This is a genomic window from Arthrobacter glacialis (genome assembly GCF_002909445.1).
Taxonomy (GTDB): Bacteria; Actinomycetota; Actinomycetes; order Actinomycetales; family Micrococcaceae; genus Specibacter; species Specibacter glacialis.
This window is the reverse complement of the sequence record NZ_PPXC01000022.1, coordinates 18,029-35,719: the sequence shown is the minus strand read 5'-3', so window position 1 is coordinate 35,719 and position 17,691 is coordinate 18,029. Positions and strand designations below refer to the sequence as shown.

Genomic DNA, 17,691 nt, shown 5'->3' with positions numbered 1-17,691 from the left:
ACTCGTCACAATCTTGCGGCGCCTGAAGGGATCTTTCACACTGGATGTAGGTCATGAGTGTCAGCGACAAGCCCCGGCTCGCTGACCGGCAACCCTCCTTCCGCGGTGGGGTGCCCCGGGTGAAGACCTGGCACTGAGCCGCCCGGTTCCAGTGCAAGCGCGGGCCATCGAGTCGAAGGCCCTTCACGCATGCTGCGTTGGAGGGTTTTTTACCGCAGGCCTCTAGTGTGAAGGAATTCAACCATGAGCAACGGTTGGTCATTTGAAACCCGTCAGATCCACGCAGGCCAGGAGCCGGACGTCACCACAGGGGCACGCGCCCTGCCGATCTACCAGACAACATCCTTTGTTTTTCCCTCGGCCGAGAGCGCCGCTGCCCGGTTCGCGTTGGCAGAGCTGGAACCGATTTACACCCGCATCGGCAACCCCACCCAGGACGCCGTCGAACAGCGCATTGCCAGTCTGGAAGGCGGCGTGGCAGCACTCCTGCTCGCCTCCGGCCAGGCGGCAACCACCTTCGCCATCTTGAACCTGGCAGAAGCAGGCGACCACATTGTTTCCAGCCCCAGCATCTACGGCGGCACCTACAATCTGTTTGCCCACAGCCTGAAGAAGCTCGGCATCGAGGTCACGTTCGTCTCCGACCCCGACAACCTGGATGAATGGCGTGCTGCGGTCCGTCCCAACACCAAGGCCTTCTTCGGTGAGGTTGTGTCAAACCCGCGCCAAGACGTGCTGGACATTGAGAACATCAGCGCCATCGCCCACGAGGCAGGGGTGCCGCTGCTGGTGGACAACACCCTGGCAACCCCGTACCTGATCCGACCGCTGGAATGGGGTGCCGACATTGTCATCCACTCCGCCACCAAGTACCTGGGCGGCCACGGCAGCGCCATCGCCGGAGTGATTGTCGACGGCGGCAAGTTCGACTTCGCCACCAACCCGGAGAAGTTCCCCGGCTTCAACACCCCGGATGTCACCTACAACGGTTTGGTGTACGCCCGCGATTTGGGTGTGGGCAGCGCCTTGGGCGCCAACCTGGCCTACATCCTCAAGGCACGCGTGCAGTTGCTGCGCGACCTTGGCTCGGCCGTGGCACCGTTCAACGCCTTCCTCATTGCCCAGGGCATCGAAACCCTGAGCTTGCGTGTGGAGCGCCACGTGAGCAACGCGGTTGCCGTTGCCGAATGGCTCGAGACGAACGAGAACGTGGAGGCTGTGGCCTACGCAGGCATCCCCTCCAGCCCCTGGTTCGAGCGTGGCCGCAAGTACGGTCCCAAGGGCACCGGCGCCGTCATCGCCTTTGACATCTTGGGCGGCGCCGAGGCTGGCAAGCGATTCGTGGACGGCCTGGAACTGCACTCACATGTGGCCAACATTGGCGACGTGCGCTCCCTGGTCATCCACCCGGCGTCGACCACCCATGCACAGCTTTCACCGGAGCAGCAGTTGGCTGCCGGTGTGCGCCCGGGACTGGTCCGACTCTCGGTGGGCCTTGAGAATATTGCTGACATTCTGGCCGACCTCGAAGCCGGATTCCGCGCGGCAAAACAAGCGTGATTTCGGTGGGACACACGGAGGAAAAAAGTATTCTTGCCACGGGGTCTGCCTCCGTGGCGGCCACCGCGGTGGGTGAAGAATTTTCCGCGGCCGTAGGACGGGGCGGCGGTGTGCTGCGTTCCCTTGAGATCGGCGCATTGCCGCTGGAAGCGGGGGGCTCGCTGCCCTCGGTGACCATGGCCTTTGAATGCTGGGGCACGCTGAATGAGGCCGGCGACAATGCCGTGCTCATCCAGCACGCCCTGACCGGCAGCACCCACGTGAGCCGCGGCGATTCAGAGGAAGACGGCTGGTGGGAAGGCTTGGTGGGGCCCGGGGACGTCATCGACACCAACAAGTACTTTGTGGTGTGCGCCAACATGCTGGGCGGCTGCTACGGCACCACCGGCCCGTCCAGCATCGCCAGCGACGGAAAACCTTACGGGTCCCGTTTCCCCTTCGTCACCATCCGCGACTCGGTCCACGCCGAGGCGCGCCTGGCTGACAAGCTCGGCATCAAGCTGTGGCACGCCGTCGTGGGCGGTTCCATGGGCGGTGCCCGTGCCTTGGAGTGGGCGGCAAGCTATCCGGAGCGGGTGCGCCGCTGCGCCGTGGTGGCTGCCTGCGCCGCCAGCACGGCTGAGCAAATTGCCTTTGCCCAGACGCAGACTCTCGCCATCCGCCAGGACCCGAACTTTGCCGGCGGGGACTATTACGACGGCGCAGCCCCCACCTCAGGCTTGGGGCTGGCGCGTCGGATTGCCCACATCAACTACCGTTCAGAAACTGAGATGGAGTCACGTTTTGGCCGTCAGGCCCAAAGCGGCGAGGACACCATCAGCCATGATCGGCTGGCGGCTTTGGGCGCCAGCGGCAGCAGATACCAGGTGGAGAGCTATCTTGACCACCAGGCCCGCAAACTGGTGGGGCGCTTTGATGCCAACAGCTACATTGCCATTACTGAGGCGTTGATGAGCCACGATGTCAGCCGGGGCCGTGGCACCCTGTCGCAAGCCTTGGCAGCCACAGCTTCGGTGGAGTTTCTGGTGGCCGCGGTCAGCAGTGACCGCCTGTACTTCCCAGCCCAGTCTGACGCCCTGGCGGCTGCGCTGCCCGGGGATGTGGCTGTCCACCACATTGACTCAGCCATTGGCCATGACGGTTTCCTCACCGAGGTGGCCGTCGTGGGGGAGCTCCTGCGGGAGTCCTTCTTCACCGTCTAGCTCCGAAGAGGAACTGGCCCGCAGAAAACGCCGAAAATTCGCGCTTTTAGCGCGATTTTCGGCGTTTTCTGCGGGCCAGTTTTCTGCTGCTTAGAAATTCTTGAAAATGGCCTCGCGGTGGACGGCGTACTGTTCTGCCGTGACCTGGCCATTGCGGCGCGCCGTGTCCAAGGCGTCCAGTTGACGCTTCAACTCAGCCTCCGCCTTCATGCGTTCATTGGCGAAACCTGTTGTTTGGTGGCCATGGGATGTGTCGTAGTTGCGCAGTGGGACACCATTGAGCAGGGTCCCCACATAGGGGGCACCGCCCGGCTGGTGGGCAACGCCAGCCCTGCCCGTTGGATTTGCCGGGTTGTAGATGTTATCCCGGGAGGCGCGACGTTTGCGGTTGGCTGACCTGGTGAAAATGCTGAGCAGGATCACACCCACAACTGCCAGCATGAACAGCGGTGAAAAGCCGGAGGAGCTGCTGGACGAGGCAGCAACAATACTCGTCGCCAATGGTTCGAGCATGATGGGCACAACGCACCTCTTCTACGATTAGGCCGCTGAATCCAACGCCTCTTCTCATCCTAGTCCGCTTGCTGCCGGGCTGCCCGCTTAGCCACTGCTGTTGAGCTACTTGGTGGTCTCGGGAAGCCCGGCGCCAGGAATAGTGCCAACATCAGGACCAAAAACTGGCCCCGGGGTGGGGCGCTTGGGGGATATGCCGTCGCCGGAGGACTGATGGCGCAGCCTGCGCAACACCCAAGGGAACAAGAACTCCCTAGCCCACACGAAGTCTTCAACGCGCGCCGTCTGCCACTTCTGGGCCGGCAGCGGCTTGGGCCGTTGCGGAACCAGCGAGTGGGGGACGTTGAGGGCGTTCAAGGCCATGATCGCGATGGTGTGGTGGCCCAGCGGGGCAAAGTGCAGCCGGTCCCCGGCCCACATTTGAGGGTCCGACAGTTGGCGCAGGGACCACATGTCGGCCACCACGGCGTCATGCCGGGAGGCGATGGTGCGCAGATTCTCGTTGTAAATGGCCACCCGTCCACGCACCATGCCGAGCACGGGGGTTTCCCTAATATCCGGGCCGTTGAAGAGCAGCACGGTTGCTCCGGCGGCCGTCATCTTTCCCACCGCCACATCCAGCGATTCGGCCAGGGCATCGGGATCAGAGCCCGGCCGGATCAGGTCGTTGCCGCCAGCTGAAATGCTGATGAGATCCGGTTTGAGTTCCAGCGCCGGCTCCAGTTGTTGGCCCAGGATCTGCCCCAGCAGCCTGCCGCGGACGGCCAGGTTGGCGTAGCGGAAATCTTCGTGATCGCGGCTCAGCTCCTCGGCCAGCCTGTCGGCCCAGCCGCGGGAGCCGCCGGGGCTGCTCGGGTCGGGATCCCCAATGCCCTCGGTAAAGGAGTCGCCCATGGCCACATAGCGGTTCCACGGGTGGCGAGGAGTGGACTGTACGGTGTTGGCCGTTGACTGGAGATTCTGTGCCGTAGATTCTTTCACCATCCCATCCTGCCCCGTGGGTGGCCAGTTCCGCCACCCATGTTTTTTGGACCCGGTGCGCCTCATGGAAAGATGAACCAATGAGCGAATCCCCCACAGTCCTATGGTCACGTCCCGAATCCGAGCGCAGCGGCACACCCCTGCTGGTCATCCTTCACGGCTACGGTGCCGATGAGGCCGACCTCTTTTCACTCGCCGGCCAGCTGCCGGCCGAGTTCACCGTGGCCTCGGTGCGTGGCCCCCTGCAGGCAGGTCCGGGCTACTCCTGGTTCCCGCTGCGCAACGACTTGAGCTACTCGGTGGCTTCTGTGAGAACTGCTGCGACGGCTCTTGAGGAGTGGATTGACTCGGTGCGCGCCAACCACAGCTCCGTGAGCTTGTTGGGCTTCTCCCAGGGCATGTGCATGGCCACAACCCTGTTGCGGCACAGGCCTGCCGATTATGCGGCAGTGGTGGGGCTTTCGGGTTTTGTGGTTGATGCCGAAGGCGATGCGTTCTTTGACGATTCCGCCGTGGCTGCCCTCAAGCCGGAGGTTTTCTGGGGCCGCGACCAGGCTGACCCGGTCATTCCGGAGACGGCCATTGAGTCCACCAATGTGTGGATGCGGGCCAACGTTCAGCTGACGAAGGTTCTCTACACGGGGATCTGGCACGGCATCAACGCCCAGGAGATCTCCCATGTGGGCGAGTTCCTGCAGTACAAGGTTTTGGCCGCCAAGTAGGCGCACCACTTAAAGTACGACGGCGGGCACCTAAGCCTGGGTGCCCGCCGTCGTGCTTGGGTGCTGGACTATCCGCCCGTGGTGATGCGAACAGTTTCTCCGTTAACGGTCACGGTGTCGCCGTGGTGCAATTGGCGGCCGCGGCGCTCGTCGATCTCGCCGTTGACCTTCACCAAGCCGGCCTTGATGAGGTCGGCGGCTTCCACGCCGTCCTCCACCAGGCTGGCCAGTTTGAGCAGTTGTCCCAGTCGGATCATGTCGTCGCGGATGGGGATGTCAATGATCTCGTGTGAACTCATGGCTTAATTGTGCCGCATGGATGGCAATGCCGCTGCGCAGGCGGGTAGCTTGGAGCCAGGGTCTTTCATCACAAGGAGAATCAGCCATGCCATCCACACCTGCCATTCTGCTCAGCGGCTACACCGAAGAAGGCTATGGTGCCGGACCGGGGCTGTCCTTGTTTGAGGTGCTGGCCGACGGCACCGTGGGGGAGATGCTCCGAAAAAGCTCTGCTGTGCTAAATCCCTCCTTTCTCAGTGCCGGCGGCTGGCTTCTGCTGGCTGTTGAAGAACTGCCGGAGGGCAACGTCATTGCCGTTGATCCGCTAACCCTGGACGTGCTGGGCCGCGCGCCAACCCTGGGGGCCGATCCCTGCCACGTTGCCCTTGTCGATGGTCAGGTCTGGGTGGCCAACTACTCCTCGGGCACAGCGACCGTGCTGGCACTGGATGGCTTGCTCGGAAATGATGCCTCCGCCCCGCAACTTTTGTCACATTCAGGCAGTGGCCCCGTGGTGGAGCGCCAAGGCGAATCCCACGCCCATCAGGTCACTCCCACGCCGTGGGGCAGCGTGTTGGTGGCAGACCTTGGGGCTGACCGGGTGGATGAATACGCCCAGGCCGGCGATACGCGCACCTTGCTGCGATCGGCGCAACTGCCGCCGGGAACGGGTCCGCGCCATGTGGCCCTCAAAGGCGATTTTCTGCTGGTGGCCGGTGAACTCGATGGCTGCGTGCACGTGTTGCAAAGGACCCCGAGCCGCGCAACAAGCCCAACCGCCCGGGATGACTACTTTTGGCACTGGCTCTTCAAAACCCCGTTGGCACCAACAGTTGCGGAAGTCCAGGCCGCGGAGCAGTTTTATCCCTCACACATCCAGCTCTCCGAGGATGGCAATAAGTTGTATGCGGCTGTCCGCGGCCCTGACACACTGGTGACGCTGGATGTGACGGGCCTGGCTGGCTCTGGCACGGATGAGGACGCCGACAACGAGGCAGCACCCACGCCGCCACGTTTCCTGGCCGAGATTTCATCTGCCGGCACCTGGCCGCGGCACTTTGCCGTGGGCCACAACAAGATCTATGTGGCCAATCAGCTCTCCAACAATGTGGCCGTCTTTGAGCTGGGGCCCGACGGCGTACCGGTTGCCGGTGCTGTGCAATCCCTGGATTACGGCAGCCCCACCTGCATTTTGCTCGCCTAGAGCCAGACCTTCATGCGCCACAACGTCCGGGGCAGCCTTGCGGAAGTTCCCCGGCTAGTCTGATGTGCTCCGAGGAATCTTGCCTTGGACATCATCGTGAATGCGTTCCATCTTTGTGTCGAGCCGGCTGGCCACGACAGCTGCTTCCTGGAGTTCCGCGAGTATGGATGCCGGTATGGCGTGATCGTATTTGTAGTAGATCTTGTGTTCGAGACTTGCCCAGAAGTCCATGGCCACGGTGCGGATCTGTAATTCAACATGCATGTTCTGAATGGATTCCGACAGGAAGATCGGCACCCGGACGATGAGGTGAAGGCTCTTATATCCGTTGGGTTTGGGGTTGGCGATGTAATCCTTAGTCGCCACTACAGTGATGTCTTGCTGCGAGCTGATCATCTTGGCAAGCCAGTAGGCGTCCGACTGGAAACTGCACACAATCCGAACACCAGCCACATCGAGCACGTTCTTGCTCAGCGACTCAAAGCTTAGGGGTATTTCTCGGCGCCGCGCCTTGTCCAAAAGGCTTTCGGGAGACTTGAGACGAGAACTGACGTGTTCTATTGGACTGTAGTCGTGCAGATGCTCGAACTCAGTTTTGAGGATGTTGATCTTTGTCATGATCTCCTCTATCGCGAACTGATAGTTGAGCAGGAAGCGTGCCAACCCATCACGCAGCGCTTTCCCTTCAGCCATTCGGTGAATGACCTCTGGATCATCGCTGTCGAACCATTCGTTAAGTTCGATCATTCAAGAGTCTCCTGATACTGCCTCGGTTTGGGTCTTCGTCGACGGGTAGCTCATCAGCTGTTGGAAGCCGAAGGTCCGGCGAAACCCTGGACCGACCGAAGAGGACCCCCTCGCCCGGAGGGCCTTGTGCTCGCCGGGCGCGGAGTCCCTTTCCTACAGTTTATGGCAACGGTGTCGTTGCCTGACCGTTAATGGCGCGCAGATGTGTCAATCAGAACATGCAGCCCGGAATAATTCACCCAAACACTAACCCACCGGTAGCATTGTCCACGGACGGACCGCACCCAGCGGCCTCGTAATTAATAGGAGTAAACAGTGGCGCCTCAGTCCAAGCTTGACCAGGTCATTTCACTCGCGAAACGTCGCGGCTTTGTTTTTCAGGCCGGTGAGATTTACGGCGGTTCACGGTCGGCCTGGGATTACGGCCCCCTCGGCGTTGAGCTGAAGGAAAACATCAAGCGCGAATGGTGGCAGTCGTTTGTGCGCGGGCGCGAGGACATGGTGGGACTGGATTCCTCCATCATCTTGCCCAAGGCCGTCTGGGAAGCCTCAGGCCACGTGGCAACATTCACCGACCCGCTGGTCGAGTGCACCCAGTGCCACAAGCGCCACCGCCAGGACCACCTCACCGAAGCCTTTGAGGCCAAGAAGGGCCGCCAGCCGGAAAACGGCATGGATGACATCGTGTGCCCCGACTGTGGCACCAAGGGCCAGTGGACCGAGCCGCAGCTCTTCTCCGGCCTGATGAAGACGTTCCTGGGCCCGGTCGACAGTGAGGCCGGCATGGCCTACATGCGCCCGGAAACCGCGCAGGGCATCTTTGTGAACTTCAACAACGTGCTCACCACGTCCCGCAAGAAGCCCCCGTTCGGCATTGGCCAGATCGGCAAGGCCTTCCGGAACGAGATCACACCCGGAAACTTCATCTTCCGCACCCGTGAATTCGAGCAGATGGAAATCGAGTTCTTTGTGCCCGGCGAAGACGCCGAGAAGTGGTTCAAGGAATGGGTTGAACTGTGCTGGGACTGGTTCATCGATTTGGGCATCAACCCGGAGAACATGCGCCGCTTTGACGTCCCCGAGGACGAGCGCGCCCACTACTCCGCCGGCACCATCGACTTTGAGTACAACTTCGGTTTCCAGGGCTCCAAGTGGGGCGAGCTCATGGGCGTCGCCAACCGCACCGACTACGACCTGGGCTCGCACACCAAGGGCTCCGGCACGGACCTGAGCTACTTCAACCAGGCCACGGGCGAGCGGTTCACCCCCTACGTCATTGAGCCTTCCTTCGGCCTGACCCGTTCCATGATGGCGTTCCTGGTGGACGCATTCGTTGAGGACGAGGCACCCAACGCCAAGGGCGGCGTGGACAAGCGCACTGTCCTGAAGCTGGATCCGCGACTGGCCCCCGTCAAGGCTGCGGTCCTGCCGCTGAGCCGCAACGAGGACCTGTCCCCGAAGGCCAAGGAGCTTGCCAACACCCTGCGCAAGCACTGGAACATCGAGTTCGACGACGCCGGCGCCATTGGCCGCCGCTACCGCCGCCAGGACGAGATCGGCACCCCGTTCTGCATCACCGTTGACTTTGAAACCCTCGAGGACAACGCCGTGACCATCCGTGAGCGCGACACCATGAGCCAGGAGCGCGTGCCCCTGGATCAGGTGCAGGCGTACCTGGCCACCCGCCTCCTGGGTGCCTAAGCATGGCTGAGCTGACATACCGGCCCTGGCGCGACGGCGACGACCTGACTCTTTTGGAGATTTGGGGAGACGCTGACTCCGCCCCGGCCGGGCAGTTCCGTGCCGCGCTGGCGCCGGAGCAGGACGCCAATCCGTGGCGGCGCACCATCGTGGCCGAAGACCAGGGCATCCCGGTCGCTGCCGGCGTCGTGTACTCCACCAAACTTCACCCGGCCCGATTGTGGGCCTACGTGGAGGTTGCCAAGGACCACCGCCGTGCCGGCGTTGCTGCCACCTTGCTGACCATGTTGCGCCGTGAAGCCCAAGGCGCGCTTGAGGCTGGCTTGGTCAGTACGACGGCGTTGCGCACCAAGGTTGCCCCGGAGACTTCCGGGGCTGCGTTTGCGCAGGCCATGGGCTTGGGCGTGCTGCAGCGCAACAGGGTCATTGAGGTGGGCCCCGGTGCACTGAAGCTCCCCAGCTTTGGTGAAGGCACCGAGGAGGAGGCCACTGCCCGTCTTCAGGACCTGGCCACGGGTTCCGTTGAGCTGACGGATGTTGTGGGCCGCTACTACGAGTCCGTGAACCAGTGGGATCCAACCGGACCCCTGAGCCCCGGTGTTGTACAGCGGATGTTCCTGGATGACCTCACGGGTGCCCACGGTGCCCTGGTGCTGCGGGCCGAGCCGGCCAGCGCCTTTGGTGCCGATGTTGCCCCCAGCAAGAAGGGCAAGATCCAGGCCTTCGCCTTGAGCTACTCGCAAGGCAGCATCGAGACGAACGAGGACATTCCCGCCAGCGCCTCCGAGGTGTTCGTGGGTGTGGAGCCAACGTTGGGCCATGATGAAGCCGTGCAGGCGGTCTACGACCTCCTGGCACTCATCACGCACCAGTACCCCGTGCTGCTTGAATTGGATGACTCCATGGAAGCCCTTGCTGCCGTGGTCAATCCGATGATTGCCGTGGGCGCTGCCAAGGTTCGCGGCAACGAAACACTCGTCGTCGGGGAGTAGCACCAATCGGTCCGCCGCCGGGCTCACCTCCGGCGGCGGACCGGCATTTTCCGGCGACTATTCCCCAAGCGCTCCCACTGCTCGCAAGCTCGCAGCGGGCCCCTCGCGCTCGGGGCCCCGACGCGTCGGCCGCGGGCGGCCTTTGGCGTCTCCTTTACGTCGCCTACAAAAATGCCGGCTCCGCCGCCTCAGCGGGGCGCCAGCCCCCACCGTCGCTGCGCTCCGCCGCCTCAGTGGGCCCCCCACCGTCGCTGCGCTCCGCCGCCTCAGTGGGCCCCCCACCGTCGCGGATTGTTGAGATACTCGATAAACACCTCCAGACGCACGCAACCACAGAAGGGGCGCACGCCGCCTATGGGACACTCGCATTCGCACGGTGACACTGACGATTCATTGCTGAGCCGGGCCGAGCTGCGCAGCCGCAATGCTGTGCGGCGCCGGGCTGTGGTTCTGCTGAGCTGGATACTGGCGCCACTGGCGGTGCTGACACTGGTGGCCATGGCGTTCATGTGGCCCGGAGGTGGCAACGAGACGCCGGCTGCCGGGAACCCGTATGCCGCCGCGCCGGGGGCGAGCATCGAGACCGGGGTTGTGCAGCGCACAGCCACCCAGGACTGTCCCGGCAGCGCCGCAGGCATGCCGGCGAGTAGCTGCTTCATCGCCTACACGTCGGTGGACGGAGGCGCCGAGGTGCCAGTTGTGGTCAGCCCCGACATTATCCAGGCCCGCGGCGTGAACGCCGGTGACAAGATCACCTTCCTGAACCTTTCCGAACTGCCGGGCATGACCGGGAACCAGAATCCCGGCACCCAGTACGTGTTCATGGATTTTGTCCGCACCATGCCCATGGGACTGCTTGCTGCACTGTACGCGGTGGTGGTCATAGCCGTGGCCAGGTGGCGCGGGCTGCGGGCCATCGTAGGACTGGGCGGGGCCTTTGCCGTGCTGGCCTGGTTCATTCTGCCCGCCCTGGCCCAGGGACAGCCGCCGCTGCTGGTGGCTTTGGTGGGATCCTCGGCCATTATGTTTGGCGTGCTCTACTTTGCCCATGGTTTCTCCGCCCGCACATCCACGGCATTGTTGGGAACATTGTTTGGGCTGGCCGTCACCGCGGGAATGGCCTACTGGGCGGTGGACGCGGCGGCACTGACCGGCACCTCAGATCACAACTCGTATCAGTTGTTGAGCCTCACCCAGGGAATGTCACTGTCCGGGATGATCCTGTGCGGGCTGGTCATTTCCGGCTTGGGCGTGCTGAACGACGTCACCATCACCCAGTCCTCGGCCGTCTGGGAACTGTACGAACTTGCCCCGCACACCAGCACCCGCGAGCTGTTCACCTCCGCCATGCGCATTGGGCGCGACCATATCGCCTCCACCGTTTACACCATCGCCTTCGCCTACGCAGGAAGCGCCCTGCCGGTGCTGCTGATGGTTTCCCTCTATGATCAGCCCCTGATGAACGCATTGACCAGTGCCGAACTTGCCGAGGAAGTGGTGCGCATTCTGGTGGGCTCCATTGGCTTGGTGCTGGCAGTGCCCGTGACGACGGCTGTGGCGGTTGCCGTGGTGAAATCAACGGGGCGGAAGGCCGCGATGGACAAGTCCGCGGGGGACGAAACCGCTGTGGACAAGGCCGCGACAACGTCTGAGCCTGTGGACATGCCTGTGGGCTGACCGCCGTGACGGCGCTCAGCCCACAGGAAAAGCTACGCCGAGACAGCTTCCCTGACAGGCGCCACGGCAGGCTGAGCCTCGTCCGGATCGATGGGATGCAGCTCGGTGCGCGGGGGCTTGATCTTGTCGATCATCATGAGCACGATCAGGGACCCTACGCCCCAGAAACCCAACGTGAGCAAGTGATGCCCTACCGTGTCGGCACCAAAGTACAGGATTGAGCGGACGGATTCCACCGCCGCGGGCATGGGCAGGATCCCATGAAGAACACGGAAAATCTCCGGCTCCATGTAGACCGACAGGCCGCCACCGGAGGCAGGAACGCCGACGAGCATCATGAGCCCGATCACCGGAATTATGGAGAGCATTCCGATGAGACGCTCAACTACAGCGGAGAACATGGCCACGGCGAAGACCGCGATGGCGCCAACACCCCACAGTTGCCAGAAATGGCCGTCAACGCTGCCCGTGATGGGTCCGGCAATCAGCCACAGGACTGCTGAAATAAACACCGACCATGCCGCGACAATGGGCACGAGCTTGGGCAACGGGCGGGACTTCGGGGCGGCGTTCGCGCCGACGATGATGATCATGAAGCCGGCCAGAATCCAACCCATGGCGATGTACATGCTCACCGAGCCCATCGTGTCATTTGAATGCAGTGGCGCAATTTCATCGCCCACCATGTCCACCTTCAGTCCAGCGGCAACCTGTCCAAAGACAGCTGTGACCACCTGCTGTGCGCTGGAGCCGCCAGCCTGATTGGTCACCAGCGTTGCTGCCGGCTTCTCTGCCGAGGGGAGCACGAAGGCCGCCGTGACTGTGCGGTCCTGTACCTGGGCATGTGCCTCCTCGGTGGAATCAACGGCCCTCAGCTCAAACAGGCCGGGCATGTTCTCATCAAGTCCGTCTACTGCCTGCTGCGCTTGAGCGACGGTGGTCCCCACGATCGCGATGGGCATGTTTTGCGGCATCGGAGCGGACATGGCGCCGAGCATCACTGAAATCATCATGGTGACCATTCCCAAGGGGAACAGGAGCAGTGCGCCGTAGCGCCAGAAACGGCTCTTGGGGCGGGGTCCGCCGTGCAGCGAGGGAATGCTCGGCTTGGGACCGGTGGCGTTGGGATTGCTGCGCCGTTTGCGGGCATCAACTGCCAGAGTCAACATCAAGGCAAGGACTCCGCCGATGATCAGGACCAGCAGGTGAGGCCAAACCCCTGCACCGTCAAAGTACAGGGCCGAGCGCAGGGCCTCGCCAATGGCCGGGGTGGGCAGGATTGAATGCAGGAAGGTAAAGAACCCGGGCATGGTGTAAACGGACATGCTCATATTGGAGGCTGGCATGCCCAGCACCGTGAGGAAGAGCATGGCAGCAATTGTTGCCATCGGGCCGAGGAAGCGGGTGAGGAGCAGTTGCACGGAACCAATGGCGAAAACGCCCAGCCACGCGATGCCCAGCACGGCCATCGCGTGTCCCTGCACCACCCCAAGTATCGGCCCGGTGACGGTCCAGACCAAGGCCGCGACCAGTGCCGCCCAGCCGGCCAGCAACGGGATGGCACGGCGGAAGCGCAAGAGTTCGGGGGAATTGGAGAGCACCATGCTGAAGGGCAGATAGCCGGCCATGACCAAGGCGGTGGCCAGGAACATGGCACCCAAACCGGCGGCGTCGGTGGCCGGCAGTGGGACTAGATCCTCGGTCTGTAATGTCAAACCCTCGGCCAATACGTGCGGGGCCAGCATCGCTTTGACCACTGAGGCCTGGGAGGAACCAGCGGCACTGGCGGTGAACACGGTGGCGGAGCCGTCGGCGATGTAGACGGCTCCGGAGACGTCCCGGTCTATGACCAGCTGGCGGGCGGACGCGGCGGAGTCGACGTTACGGACATTCACGGCATCCGGGTTCGAGGCGACAAGCGCGCCAACGAACTGATCGGCCTGCGCTGAGGAGCCGACGACGGCGATCGGCATGTTATTCGGTGAGGGTGCGTGCATGGTGCCCAAGTAACCGGTGACCATCATGCCGACCATGATCAGGGGCATCATGAACATGGCCACGTAGCGCCCGATCGTCTCGGCCTTGGCCCGCTTCGCGGCGGCAGCTTCGGCAGCGTCTTCAGGGGAGAGTTCGACGGCGTCGAGGTCCGGGGAATCCCCGCCCGGGGGATTCTCGATGTGGGTGTGGGACTTTTTACTCAAGCTCTTGCTCCTGTGGGTGGCGTGAAAAGTGGCGGTGATGGGCCTCAGATGTTAAATTTACGCCACGTGGCGTAAAAATGCGAATAGGCTAGGCGGAGACCGCAACGACGGGGCGAACACGGTACCGTTGGGAGTTGAGGAAAGGGGCCGCATGGGGCTGCACAGCGACAAGGCACGCGAAACGTTGTTGGATGCCGCCGAGGAACTCTTTGCCCTCCACGGCATTGACGCGGTATCCAACCGGCGGATCACCGAGCATGCCGGCACCGCCAACCACTCCGCCATCGCCTACCACTTTGGTGGCCGTGACGAGCTCCTGCGGGCATTGCTAAATCGCCATCTGGAGGAGATGGACAGGCGCCGGGTGGCCCTGGTTGCCGGACTTGCTCCTGACGCCACAGTGCGGGACCTGCTGGCCGCCCTGATCCTGCCCTGGATAGATCATCTGGCCTCGCTGCCAGTCCCCAGTTGGCGCGCCCGCTTCCTGTTCCAGGTGCGCTCCATTCCCTCGATGGGCGATGAGCTCGCAGGATCGGCCGTGCGCAACCCCGAAGTGGAGGAGCTGATCCGCCGCCTCCAAGCAGCCTTGGGGGACATTCCGCCGCGCGTTGTGCAGGGCCGTTCCATGATCCTGGGACCCATGGTTTTGGGCGTTTGCGCCGAATACGAGCAACGAATCCAGGACGGCACCCAAGAACCCAACTGGGCCGGTGTGGGCTACTTCTTCATCGACTCATGCACGGGCATGCTCGCCGCGCCCGTCACGCACCCCGACGATTTCCTCACGCTGCCCACCACACCCTATTTGCTCTAGGGCGCCCGCCACGGAGCCATGCTGAAACGCCGCGCCACCACGTCCCTGGGCCATTGGGCGCCGAACACCGCCCGGACCAGCTGGTGGCGTATGTCCAGGTACGACGCCGGGCCCGGGCGTCCCAGCACCATGTTCAGCCACGCCTGGGCCGAGGCTTGGGCTGCCGCGGCCAGGCGCGCATGTTCAAACGCTTCCAGTCGGCGCCCCGTGCGCTCCCCGCGCAGGGCGGCCACCATGATGGGGGCCAGGGCTGCGGCGTCCAGCCAGCCCAGATTCATGCCCTGGCCTCCGATGGGGCTGATCTCATGGGCGGCGTCGCCAATCAGCGCAACCCTTCCGGCCACCATGCGGGTGGCCAGCCGGGAGCGCACATCGAACGCGCTGAGCATGCTGTTTTCTGCCGCAGGCACCACCACGCCAGTGCGTTCGGCAATCAGCCCGGCCAGTTCCGCCGCGCCAGCGTCATCGAGCAGGGTGTCGGTGTGCACCACCCAGCGCCGCAGCCCGCCCGGCAGCGGAAACGACTCCACAATGCCGCCGGGTTCCAAATACAGCACGGCCGCTGAACCGTCGGATCCCGTGTCCGGAAAGTCACCCATCAAGTAGGTGTCGGGGTAGTTGCGCCCCCGCGTAGCGATGCCCAGCTCCCGCCGCAGCATGGATTTGGCCCCGTCGGCACCCACCACCAGCCGGGCGGTGAAAGTCTGGTTCTCAACCCCTCCCGACCCTGCCCCGGCACTCGGGGCGGCTGTCAGCGTGACATGCGTTCCGGCGTCGTGCACGGCTGTGACTGCCAGGCCACGGAGCAAGGCGCCCGGGCACAGTTCGGCCACCCGCGCCTCAAGCAGGGCCTCGGTCCGTGCCTGCGGCAGGGCAAGGATGAACGGGTATGCATTTCCGATGCGATCGAAGCGCAGTTCGCTCACGTCCTTCCCGGCGCTGCGGGCCGCGCCGGCGGTGATGTGAACGCCGGCGCGGATCAATGCGGGGCCGATCCCCACCTGGGCGAGGGCGGCAAGGCCCGGGGGATGGATGCCTATGGCGCGCGAATGGTCGCTGCGTTCGGTGCGCTGCTCCAGGATGCGCACGTCCACACCCTGCTGGAGCAGGAGCGCGCCCAAATGTAGGCCCACCGGCCCGGCCCCCACAATCAGCACGTCAAGCATGGCGCTGCGCATCAGTTTCCGGGGTGTGGAGCAACAAATTCCGGTAGGGCCGCTCGGAGGCGACAACCCAGTTCGGGGGAGCCTGGGCGCGCAATTCGTCCGCTGTGTAACTGCGCCTGATGGAGGTGAGCCCGTCGCGGCGAATGAACGACCCCGGGAAGAAGGGCAGCGTCCCGGCAGCGAACAGGGCGTAGGCAAGGGGGCTGCGGGCAATGTCGCTGTGGATCACGGCCACCGTGGCCAGGTCGGCGGAGTCAGCCAACAACCCTGCAAACTCCTCCGCGGTGAGGTGGTGGAGTATGTGGTTGGAAATGACCACGTCGAACACGGCACCTTCGGCGACCAGTTCGGAGCTGAAGGCCTTCCTGAACGAGAGGCGCGGCGCCGGCGTCTGGGCCTGGGCAAACGTAAAGGCCCGATCGTCCGGGTCAATGGCGGTGACTTCCAGCCACAAGCCGTCCGCCGCAGCCCAACGGGCCAGGCTGCGCGCTACGTCGCCGCCTCCACAGCCGATGTCGAGCAGGGTGGTTTTGCCCGTAGCGGAGAGCAGCGGCCGGATGCGGTGCCGGTAGTTGCTGCGCCAGCCCGAAACCACCGCGTTGATCCGCGGAAACTGGGCGTAGGTCCGTTGGAGTTTGCCAGGATCACAGTCCGGCTTGTCCATTTCCTCCACCACGTGTTGGTCCCGGGTGCGCAAGAACCGGCCGGAACTAGACCCTGACAACGTGGTCAAACTGGTTCCCTGCGCCCTGGCCGTCAAGGCTGGGCAGTTCTGAGACCTTGGTGAACAGCGATGTTTCCACCGTGAGTCCCGGGCCAAAGGCCATGCCGCAAATGCTCTCCCGTTCCTCCATGGAGGGTTGGTCCAGAATGTGTTTGAGCACAAAGAGCACGGTGGCGCTGCTCATGTTGCCGAAGTTGCGCAGGGTTTCCCTGGCCGGAACAAGTTGTTCGTCGCTGAGTTCCAGCTTGGCCTGGACCTTGTCCAGGATGCTCCGCCCGCCGGGGTGGATGGCCCAGTGCGCGATGTCGCCGTAGGGGATTCCCGCCAACGCGGGCGCCCGGGCAAGTAACGGCTCCAGTGCGCCCACAATGTGGTCATCAATGATCCTGGGAACATACGTGTCCAGCACCATTTCAAAGCCGTGGTCACCAATGTTCCAGGCCATGGAGTCTTCCCCCACGGGGGTGAGAACAGTTTCAAAATGGTCCAGTTCCAGAACAGGGCCGGAGTAGGGCAGTTCACGGGCGCTAACAATGGCAGCTCCGGCGCCATCTGCAAACAAGGAGGAACCCATGATGGTGTCGGGATCGTTGGAGGTCCGCACATGCAGCGAACAGAGTTCCACCGAAACCACCAGCACCACGGCGTTCGGATCCGCTTCACAAAACGCCTTGGCCGCCCGCAATGCAGGGAACGCCGCGTAACAGCCCATGAATCCCAGGTGGTAGCGCTGCACCGAAGGGTTGAGCCCCAGGGCACGGACAATCTTGTAGTCGGGGCCCGGGTTGAAGAAACCCGTGCAGGAAACTGTCACGACGTGCGTGATGTCTGCGGCGCCCAGCTCGCGGCAGGCCGCAAGTGCCTTGGCTGCGGCTTCAATGAACAAGGCCGTGGCCTCTGCCGCAAACAAGTCGTTGCGTTGCTTGGTGGTGGGGTTCAGCAGCAGCCCGGTTGCGCCGTCGTAAAACATGGGGTCGGGGCTGTGGAAGTCCAGGCTCATTTCGGCAACCGCCGTGTGTCTGGTGTCGATGGCTGCCGAATCAAAGCAGGTGCGCACCAGGCGTTGGCCCAGCCGGGTCAGCCCCGGCTGGGCGGCAAACACGTCCCGGGCCTGATGCTGGATCAAGATGGTGGCTGGAACTGCAGTTTCTAGGGCTCGCAACGTGACTGTCATAGTCCATTCTTAGGGCGGCCCGTGCTTGTGCACA

The 17,691-nt window shown here is 63.3% G+C and carries 16 protein-coding genes and 1 riboswitch; of the genes, 8 read left to right on the top strand and 8 right to left on the bottom strand.

The features are described 5' to 3' along the window. The first annotated feature begins 49 nt into the window (after nucleotides 1–49). Nucleotides 50–166: riboswitch (SAM riboswitch) on the top strand. Nucleotides 167–243: 77 nt separating this feature from the next. Next, on the top strand, nucleotides 244–1,560 hold the full coding sequence (locus CVS27_RS19090) for a bifunctional o-acetylhomoserine/o-acetylserine sulfhydrylase (RefSeq protein WP_103467431.1): 1,317 nt from the start codon (nucleotides 244–246) through the stop codon (nucleotides 1,558–1,560). Between the two features lie 68 nt (nucleotides 1,561–1,628). Continuing rightward, on the top strand, nucleotides 1,629–2,762 hold the full coding sequence (gene metX / locus CVS27_RS19085; protein WP_103467448.1) for a homoserine O-acetyltransferase MetX: 1,134 nt from the start codon (nucleotides 1,629–1,631) through the stop codon (nucleotides 2,760–2,762). A gap of 90 nt (nucleotides 2,763–2,852) precedes the next feature. Here the strand turns inward: metX and CVS27_RS19080 are convergent, their stop codons facing one another. Beyond that, the gene (locus CVS27_RS19080; RefSeq protein WP_133162997.1) at nucleotides 2,853–3,275 is read right to left on the bottom strand and encodes a hypothetical protein; all 423 of its coding nucleotides are present in this window, start codon (nucleotides 3,273–3,275) and stop codon (nucleotides 2,853–2,855) included. Between the two features lie 105 nt (nucleotides 3,276–3,380). Continuing rightward, the gene (locus CVS27_RS19075; protein WP_103467429.1) at nucleotides 3,381–4,259 is read right to left on the bottom strand and encodes an SGNH/GDSL hydrolase family protein; all 879 of its coding nucleotides are present in this window, start codon (nucleotides 4,257–4,259) and stop codon (nucleotides 3,381–3,383) included. A gap of 77 nt (nucleotides 4,260–4,336) precedes the next feature. Here CVS27_RS19075 and CVS27_RS19070 point away from each other — a divergent pair, with 77 nt between their 5' ends. Continuing rightward, entirely contained in the window at nucleotides 4,337–4,978 is a 642-nt protein-coding gene (locus CVS27_RS19070; protein ID WP_103467428.1) for an alpha/beta hydrolase, read from the top strand. A 68-nt stretch (nucleotides 4,979–5,046) separates the two neighbouring features. Here CVS27_RS19070 and CVS27_RS19065 read toward each other — a convergent pair whose 3' ends face one another. Next, nucleotides 5,047–5,277, bottom strand: a complete 231-nt coding sequence (locus tag CVS27_RS19065; RefSeq protein WP_103467427.1) for an RNA-binding S4 domain-containing protein — start codon at nucleotides 5,275–5,277, stop codon at nucleotides 5,047–5,049. Between the two features lie 86 nt (nucleotides 5,278–5,363). Between CVS27_RS19065 and CVS27_RS19060 the strand changes: the two genes are divergently transcribed. Then, nucleotides 5,364–6,461, top strand: a complete 1,098-nt coding sequence (locus CVS27_RS19060; RefSeq protein ID WP_165788353.1) for a lactonase family protein — start codon at nucleotides 5,364–5,366, stop codon at nucleotides 6,459–6,461. 54 nt (nucleotides 6,462–6,515) lie between these two features. Here CVS27_RS19060 and CVS27_RS19055 read toward each other — a convergent pair whose 3' ends face one another. Continuing rightward, a complete protein-coding gene (locus CVS27_RS19055; RefSeq protein WP_243400280.1) occupies nucleotides 6,516–7,208 on the bottom strand; it encodes a GTP pyrophosphokinase in 693 nt (230 codons plus the stop codon). A 315-nt stretch (nucleotides 7,209–7,523) separates the two neighbouring features. Between CVS27_RS19055 and CVS27_RS19050 the strand changes: the two genes are divergently transcribed. The 3 genes from CVS27_RS19050 (at nucleotide 7,524) to CVS27_RS19040 (ending at nucleotide 11,578) form a co-directional block, all read left to right on the top strand. Continuing rightward, on the top strand, nucleotides 7,524–8,909 hold the full coding sequence (locus CVS27_RS19050) for a glycine--tRNA ligase (protein WP_103467425.1): 1,386 nt from the start codon (nucleotides 7,524–7,526) through the stop codon (nucleotides 8,907–8,909). A 2-nt stretch (nucleotides 8,910–8,911) separates the two neighbouring features. After that, nucleotides 8,912–9,901 carry a GNAT family N-acetyltransferase gene (locus CVS27_RS19045; RefSeq protein ID WP_103467424.1) on the top strand — a complete coding sequence of 330 codons (990 nt, stop codon included), beginning with the start codon at nucleotides 8,912–8,914 and terminating at the stop codon, nucleotides 9,899–9,901. 354 nt (nucleotides 9,902–10,255) lie between these two features. Beyond that, entirely contained in the window at nucleotides 10,256–11,578 is a 1,323-nt protein-coding gene (locus CVS27_RS19040) for a YibE/F family protein (RefSeq protein WP_103467423.1), read from the top strand. A 32-nt stretch (nucleotides 11,579–11,610) separates the two neighbouring features. Here the strand turns inward: CVS27_RS19040 and CVS27_RS19035 are convergent, their stop codons facing one another. Then, nucleotides 11,611–13,779, bottom strand: a complete 2,169-nt coding sequence (locus CVS27_RS19035; protein WP_207767581.1) for an ABC transporter permease — start codon at nucleotides 13,777–13,779, stop codon at nucleotides 11,611–11,613. A gap of 151 nt (nucleotides 13,780–13,930) precedes the next feature. Between CVS27_RS19035 and CVS27_RS19030 the strand changes: the two genes are divergently transcribed. Next, a complete protein-coding gene (locus CVS27_RS19030) occupies nucleotides 13,931–14,593 on the top strand; it encodes a TetR/AcrR family transcriptional regulator (protein ID WP_103467422.1) in 663 nt (220 codons plus the stop codon). Here CVS27_RS19030 and CVS27_RS19025 read toward each other — a convergent pair. Genes CVS27_RS19025 through CVS27_RS19015 form a run of 3 tightly spaced genes read right to left on the bottom strand, consistent with a single transcriptional unit; the run spans nucleotide 14,590 to nucleotide 17,657 of the window. After that, nucleotides 14,590–15,771: an FAD-dependent oxidoreductase gene (locus CVS27_RS19025; protein ID WP_103467421.1), complete on the bottom strand. Its 1,182-nt coding sequence runs from the start codon at nucleotides 15,769–15,771 to the stop codon at nucleotides 14,590–14,592. The two genes, CVS27_RS19030 and CVS27_RS19025, sit on opposite strands and share 4 nt — an antisense overlap. Continuing rightward, nucleotides 15,752–16,492, bottom strand: a complete 741-nt coding sequence (locus CVS27_RS19020; protein WP_103467420.1) for a class I SAM-dependent methyltransferase — start codon at nucleotides 16,490–16,492, stop codon at nucleotides 15,752–15,754. The genes CVS27_RS19025 and CVS27_RS19020 overlap by 20 nt, the downstream gene beginning before the upstream one ends. After that, nucleotides 16,470–17,657 carry a type III polyketide synthase gene (locus CVS27_RS19015; RefSeq protein WP_103467419.1) on the bottom strand — a complete coding sequence of 396 codons (1,188 nt, stop codon included), beginning with the start codon at nucleotides 17,655–17,657 and terminating at the stop codon, nucleotides 16,470–16,472. The genes CVS27_RS19020 and CVS27_RS19015 overlap by 23 nt, the downstream gene beginning before the upstream one ends. Nucleotides 17,658–17,691 lie beyond the last annotated feature (34 nt).

Excerpts from the sequence above, each read along its gene's own strand:
- CVS27_RS19090 (WP_103467431.1), top strand. The coding sequence starts at position 244 with ATGAGCAACGGTTGGTCATTTGAAACCCGTCAGATCCACGCAGGCCAG.
- CVS27_RS19080 (WP_133162997.1), bottom strand. The coding sequence starts at position 3,275 with ATGCTCGAACCATTGGCGACGAGTATTGTTGCTGCCTCGTCCAGCAGC.
- CVS27_RS19075 (WP_103467429.1), bottom strand. The coding sequence starts at position 4,259 with ATGGTGAAAGAATCTACGGCACAGAATCTCCAGTCAACGGCCAACACC.
- CVS27_RS19070 (WP_103467428.1), top strand. The coding sequence starts at position 4,337 with ATGAGCGAATCCCCCACAGTCCTATGGTCACGTCCCGAATCCGAGCGC.
- CVS27_RS19065 (WP_103467427.1), bottom strand. The coding sequence starts at position 5,277 with ATGAGTTCACACGAGATCATTGACATCCCCATCCGCGACGACATGATC.
- CVS27_RS19060 (WP_165788353.1), top strand. The coding sequence starts at position 5,364 with ATGCCATCCACACCTGCCATTCTGCTCAGCGGCTACACCGAAGAAGGC.
- CVS27_RS19055 (WP_243400280.1), bottom strand. The coding sequence starts at position 7,208 with ATGATCGAACTTAACGAATGGTTCGACAGCGATGATCCAGAGGTCATT.
- CVS27_RS19045 (WP_103467424.1), top strand. The coding sequence starts at position 8,912 with ATGGCTGAGCTGACATACCGGCCCTGGCGCGACGGCGACGACCTGACT.
- CVS27_RS19040 (WP_103467423.1), top strand. The coding sequence starts at position 10,256 with ATGGGACACTCGCATTCGCACGGTGACACTGACGATTCATTGCTGAGC.
- CVS27_RS19030 (WP_103467422.1), top strand. The coding sequence starts at position 13,931 with ATGGGGCTGCACAGCGACAAGGCACGCGAAACGTTGTTGGATGCCGCC.
- CVS27_RS19025 (WP_103467421.1), bottom strand. The coding sequence starts at position 15,771 with ATGCGCAGCGCCATGCTTGACGTGCTGATTGTGGGGGCCGGGCCGGTG.
- CVS27_RS19015 (WP_103467419.1), bottom strand. The coding sequence starts at position 17,657 with ATGACAGTCACGTTGCGAGCCCTAGAAACTGCAGTTCCAGCCACCATC.